This window comes from Aeromonas sp. HMWF015, from assembly GCF_963878965.1.
Lineage (GTDB): Bacteria > Pseudomonadota > Gammaproteobacteria > Enterobacterales > Aeromonadaceae > Aeromonas > Aeromonas veronii.
The window spans coordinates 1-5,441 of record NZ_CAWNZT010000200.1 but is presented as its reverse complement, the minus strand read 5'-3'; the positions used below and the strand labels follow the sequence as shown (position 1 = coordinate 5,441).

The following is a 5,441-nucleotide window of genomic DNA, read 5'->3' as shown; positions in this document are numbered from 1 at the left end:
ATCAGCAGTGGCGTCAACTGCAAAACGAGCTCAACCGGCTCAAGGCCGAGCAGCAGCAGCGGGAGGCCCGTCGCCAACTGATCGAGTATCAGGTGCAGGAGCTGGACGAATTCGCCCTGCAGCCGGGGGAGTTTGAAGAGATAGAGGAGGAGCACCAGCGTCTCGCCAACGGCACCGAGCTGATGCAGGAGTGCGGCGCTTGCCTCGATCTGCTCTATGACAACGAAGAGACCACTATCGCAGGGCTGCTGCAATCGGCCGTCGATCGGGCCGAGGGGCTGGTCAGCATGGACAGCCGCCTCACTCCGGTACTGGAGATGCTGAACGAAGCGCTGATCGGCGTGCAGGAGAGCCACAGCGAACTGCGTAGCTACCTCGATCGGCTGGAACTGGATCCCGAGCGTTTTAACGAGCTGGAGGCCCGCCTCTCCAAGGCGATCAATCTGGCCCGCAAGCACCATGTCAAACCGGCAGATCTGGCTCAGTACCATCAGGAGCTGGCCTCTGATCTTGCTCGCCTCAACTCCGATGAAGAGCGGTTAGAGGGGATGGAAGATGAGCTGGCCGAGGCCCGTCAGGCTTTTGTCCAGGCCGCCGAAGCCCTGAGTCAGAGCCGTCAGCGTTACGCCCAGGAGCTGGGCGCCAAGGTGACCAGCAGCATGCACGAACTGGCGATGCCCGATGGCCGCTTTGCCATCGAGGTGCGCCCCGATGCCCAGAGCAGCCTCTCTCCGCTGGGTATAGATCGGGTGGAATTTATGGTCACCACCAACCCGGGCCAACCGATCCAGCCGCTTGGCAAGGTGGCCTCAGGCGGTGAACTGTCGCGCATCAGTCTCGCCATCGTGGTGATTAGCGCCCGCAAGATCTCCACTCCGACCCTGATTTTCGATGAGGTGGATGTGGGGATCAGCGGCCCGACTGCCGCCGTGGTGGGTCGCCTGCTGCGCCAGCTCGGCGAGTCCACTCAAGTGATGGTGGTCACTCACTTGCCTCAGGTGGCAGGCAACGGCCACCAGCATATGGTGGTGAGCAAGCATACCGATGGCAAAACCACCGAAACCCGGATGGATGCGCTCGACCAGAATGCCCGTCTCAATGAGCTGGCACGCCTGCTCGGTGGCGACCAGATCACCGACAACACCCTGGCCAATGCTCGCGAGCTGCTGCGCCGCTGAATCAGGTGATAACGCGTTTTGCAGCGATGGCGACTGACAGGGCTGACCGAACATGCGGACTGCGCAGGCACAAGCGGGCACCATTGCCTGCGCAGTCCGCAATAGCCAATAGCCAATAGCCAATAGCCAATAGCCAATAGCCAATAGCCAATAGCCAACTTTGAGCACTGAACTCGCGTCAGGATTACCGACCCAGATCAATAAAATGGCGAGTTAGGCGAAGCTGGCAGCAACATGAGCGTGGATCCGGTTGCCTTCATGTGGCGGATTTCGCATAGTGTTGCCCCCCTTTATGGGTATCCAATTGTGAGGCTTTGTCTATGATCCACGTTTTTGGTCACAAGAATCCTGATAGCGACAGTATCTGCAGTGCGCTGGTTATCACCGACTGGCTCAATGGCCAGGGCCGTCAGGCCACCCCATGGCGTCTGGGTGACCTGCGCACTGAAACCCGTTTTATTCTGGAGCAGGCTGGCGTCAGCGAACCCGAGTTGCTGACCAAAGATCTGACCGGTGAAGATGTCTGGCTGGTGGATTTCAGTGATCTGGAACAGGGCCCTGCCACACTGGCACAAGCCAATGTACTGGGCTTGGTGGATCACCACCGTCTCGGCACTCTGGTCACCCAGTCTCCTCTGAATGCCTGGATCCGGGCCGTCGGCTGCACCTGCACCATCGCCTTCGACCTGCTGAGCCAGCAAGGCACCGTGACCCGCAGCCAGGCTCGCCTGATGCTGGGTGCCATCATGAGCGACACCCTCTGTCTCACCTCGCCGACCACCACCGAGCAGGACAAGATCGCTTGTGAGCGTCTGGCACCGCTGGCCGAAGTATCGCTGGCCGAGTTCGGTCAACAGCTGCTGATGGCAAAAACCGACCTGAGCGGCCTCACTCCTGCGCAGTTGCTGCAGCAGGATGAGAAAGCGTTCCAGGCGGAAGGTTCCAGCTTCATCATGAGCCAGATCGAAGTGGGCTGCGAGCAGCAGCTGGCAGAGCACCTGCCAGCCCTGCAGCAGGAGATGGCCCAGCGCGTGGTGAGCGAAGGGCTCGACTTCTTCGTGCTGATGGTGACTGACCTGACGGCCGCAGCCAGCCGTATCTACTTTACTGAACACCCGAAAATACCGGCAGAGTCCAGCTACCACCCGGGCTTTGTCAGCCGCAAGAAGCAGGGTCTGCCCTGGGTGATGGATCTGCTGGCCAAGGCCTGATCCTCCCTCGCCATCACCTATTCCAAAGCCCTGCCTCTGCGCAGGGCTTTTTCATCGCCACCGCCAGCAGCACTCCCTATCCTCTTGCTGACCATCTTGCTCACCACTGCGGGCTCTCGCTTACTCCTTTCTCGGCTTATTGACAGTTAACGCCATAACTTTGCTTACATATTTGCGGCTGTTATTTATCAGGGCTTTGCTGCAGGATAATCGCCGCGCACAACCTTTTCCGTTTCCATTCAGGTGATCGATGAACATAACCCCCAAGCAAAGAACCCTGGCCATCACCATGCTGATCGCCGTGGTGCTCCTCGGCTGGCTGCTCTGGCCCAGTCAACCACCCAAGGCGATGCTGACAGCTCAGGTGACCCGCGAGGATATTGCCCAGACCGTGCTGGCCAGTGGCGTGTTGCAGGCCGTAGAGCAGGTGGATGTGGGGGCCCAGGTCTCCGGTCAGGTTACCAAGCTGGCCGTCGAGGCTGGTGATCAGGTCAAGCAGGGAGACCTGCTGGCCGAGATCGATCCCCTGATTGCCCAGAACAACCTCAAGACGGCCGAGGCGGAACTTGCCAGCAACCGCGCCCAGCTCAAGATCAAACAGGCGCAACTCAAACAGAACGAGCTCGCCTGGCGGCGCCAGCAACAGATGTTCAAGCAGGAGGCGAGCTCACGGGCCGATCTGGAGAGTGCCGAGGCACTGCTGGCGGTCACCCGCGCCGAACTGCAAAACAGTCAGGCCAATATCGACAACGCCCTGATCAAGGTTGATCGGGCCAAGACCGAGCTGGGCTACACCAAGATCCTGGCGCCGATGGATGGCACCGTCATCAGCATTGTGACCCGTCAGGGCCAAACCCTGGCAGCCAGCCAGACGGTGCCGACCGTGCTCAAGCTGGCCAACCTCGAGACTATGACGGTCAAGGCGCAGATCTCCGAAGCTGATGTCACCAAGGTCAAAGCCGGCATGCCAGTCTACTTCACCCTCATTGGCGATCCGGATACCCGCTATCAGGGTACGCTTCGCGCCGTGGAGTTAGCGCCTACCAACATCAACGATCAGGCCACCACAGGCACCACCACCAACAATGCGGCTGTCTACTACTACGCCCTGTTCGATGTACCCAATCCCGACCATACCCTGCGGGTGGCAATGACCACCCAGGTGACCATAGTGCTCGGCGAGCGCAAGCAGGTGCTCACTGTGCCGCAAACTGCCCTCGGCAAGTCGCTGGGTGACAACGAGTATGAAGTCACCGTGATCAAGGACGATGAGACGACCGAAACCCGTCATATCAAAACCGGTATGAAGGACGAGATCCGCATTGAGGTGATCAGCGGGCTGAGCGAGAAGGAGGAGGTGCAGCTCAATCACAGTGCACCCGCCGACAATGATGAGATGGCGGTGATGCTATGAGTGAGCCCCTGAACCAGCTGCCGTTGATCCAGCTGAAAGGGGTCGAGCGACGCTACCAGAGCGGCGACAGCGAAGTCACCGTGCTCCACCCTCTTGACCTCACCATCACGGCCGGAGAGATGATCGCCATTGTCGGCGCATCCGGCTCCGGCAAATCGACCCTGATGAACCTGCTGGGTTGCCTGGATAGCCCTAGCAGCGGCCAGTACCTGTTTCGCGGTCAGGACACCGCCACCATGGATGCGTTGGCGCTGGCCCGCCTGCGCTGCCACCACTTCGGCTTTATCTTTCAGCGTTACCACCTGCTGCCCCATCTCGATGCCGCCGCCAACGTGGAGATCCCGGCCGTCTATGCCGGCACCAGTCGCCCGGATCGCCAAGCGCGCGCGCGTCAGCTGCTGGGCAGACTGGGGCTGGCCGATCGCAGTCACCATACCCCGGGCCAGCTCTCCGGCGGTCAGCAGCAGCGGGTCAGTATCGCCCGGGCGCTGGCCAATGGCGGCGAAGTGATCCTCGCCGATGAACCGACAGGCGCACTGGATAGCCAGAGCGGCAAGGAGGTGATGGCGATCCTCAAGGAGCTGCACGCTCAGGGCCACACCATCATTCTGGTCACCCACGATATGAACGTGGCCAGCCATGCCGACCGGATCATCACTCTCAAGGATGGTCGGATTGAACAAGATAGCGGCCCCTGCCAAACGGCCGTGTTGGCTCCAGCCACTGCCGTAGCCCCTAAAAAAATAGTGCCCACTAAAAGTGCCATGGGCCACGACTGGGATCGTTATCGGGAAGCGGGACGGATGGCGATGCATGCCATGCTCGCCCACCGGATGCGCACCTTCCTCACCATGCTCGGCATCATCATCGGCATCGCCGCCGTGGTGAGCGTGGTCGCTCTTGGTCAAGGGGCGCGCGCCAAGGTGATCGACCAGATCAATGCGATGGGCACCAACACCATCGAAATCTTCCCAGGCAAGGGATGGGGCGATGAGAAGATGGCCAGCATCCAGACCCTCAACAAGGGGGATCTCGATGCCCTGCTGGGGCAGCCCTATCTTGCGGGCGCCAGCCCCGAGATCGGCAGCTCAGGGCAGTTGCGCTACCGCAACAAGACCAACAGCGGCAATGTGACCGGGGTCGGTAACGACTATTTCAAGGTGAAGGGGATGACGCTGGTCAGTGGTCGCTTACTGGAGTGGCAAGATATCCAGCAGCGTGCCGCCGTCGCAGTGGTGGACAAGAAGAGCATCACCAGCCTGCTTGGCAAGGAGGAGCCGGTCGGCAAGGTGGTACTGGTCGGCACCTTACCGGTGCGGATTGTCGGTGTGGTTTCGCAGGAGACCGGCTTCGGCCCCACCAGCCAGTCGGTCAATATCTGGCTGCCCTACAGCGCAGTGATGAGTCGCCTCATCTCGCAGCACCACTTCAGCCAGATCACCATCCGGGTCAAAGACGGGGTACAACCGGCACTGGCCGAGCAGGCGGTGATCGAGCTGATCACCAAGCGCCACGGGGTGAAGGATTTCTTCACCTTCAGCAGCGACAGCATCATCAAATCGGTGGAGAAAACCACCGCCACCATGACCCTGATGGTCTCGGCCATCGCAGTGATCTCGCTGATCGTCGGCGGGGTGG

General features: G+C 60.5%; 4 protein-coding genes. All 4 read left to right on the top strand.

Annotated elements, in window-relative coordinates:
• Window positions 1-1,178, top strand: a 1,178-nt coding sequence (recN, locus tag AACS18_RS10845; RefSeq protein ID WP_108614238.1) for a DNA repair protein RecN, incomplete at its 5' end; no start/stop codon positions are given.
• 320 nt (window positions 1,179-1,498) lie between these two features.
• Window positions 1,499-2,389 carry a manganese-dependent inorganic pyrophosphatase gene (locus AACS18_RS10840; RefSeq protein WP_108614237.1) on the top strand — a complete coding sequence of 297 codons (891 nt, stop codon included), beginning with the start codon at window positions 1,499-1,501 and terminating at the stop codon, window positions 2,387-2,389.
• 250 nt (window positions 2,390-2,639) lie between these two features.
• The gene (gene macA / locus AACS18_RS10835; RefSeq protein ID WP_108614236.1) at window positions 2,640-3,803 is read left to right on the top strand and encodes a macrolide transporter subunit MacA; all 1,164 of its coding nucleotides are present in this window, start codon (window positions 2,640-2,642) and stop codon (window positions 3,801-3,803) included.
• Window positions 3,800-5,441 (top strand): ABC transporter permease (locus AACS18_RS10830; RefSeq protein WP_108614235.1); only part of this gene is annotated, 1,642 nt, incomplete at its 3' end. The genes macA and AACS18_RS10830, both read left to right, overlap by 4 nt.

Coding starts and splice junctions, on each gene's coding strand:
- AACS18_RS10840 (WP_108614237.1), top strand. CDS start 1,499: ATGATCCACGTTTTTGGTCACAAGAATCCTGATAGCGACAGTATCTGC.
- macA (WP_108614236.1), top strand. CDS start 2,640: ATGAACATAACCCCCAAGCAAAGAACCCTGGCCATCACCATGCTGATC.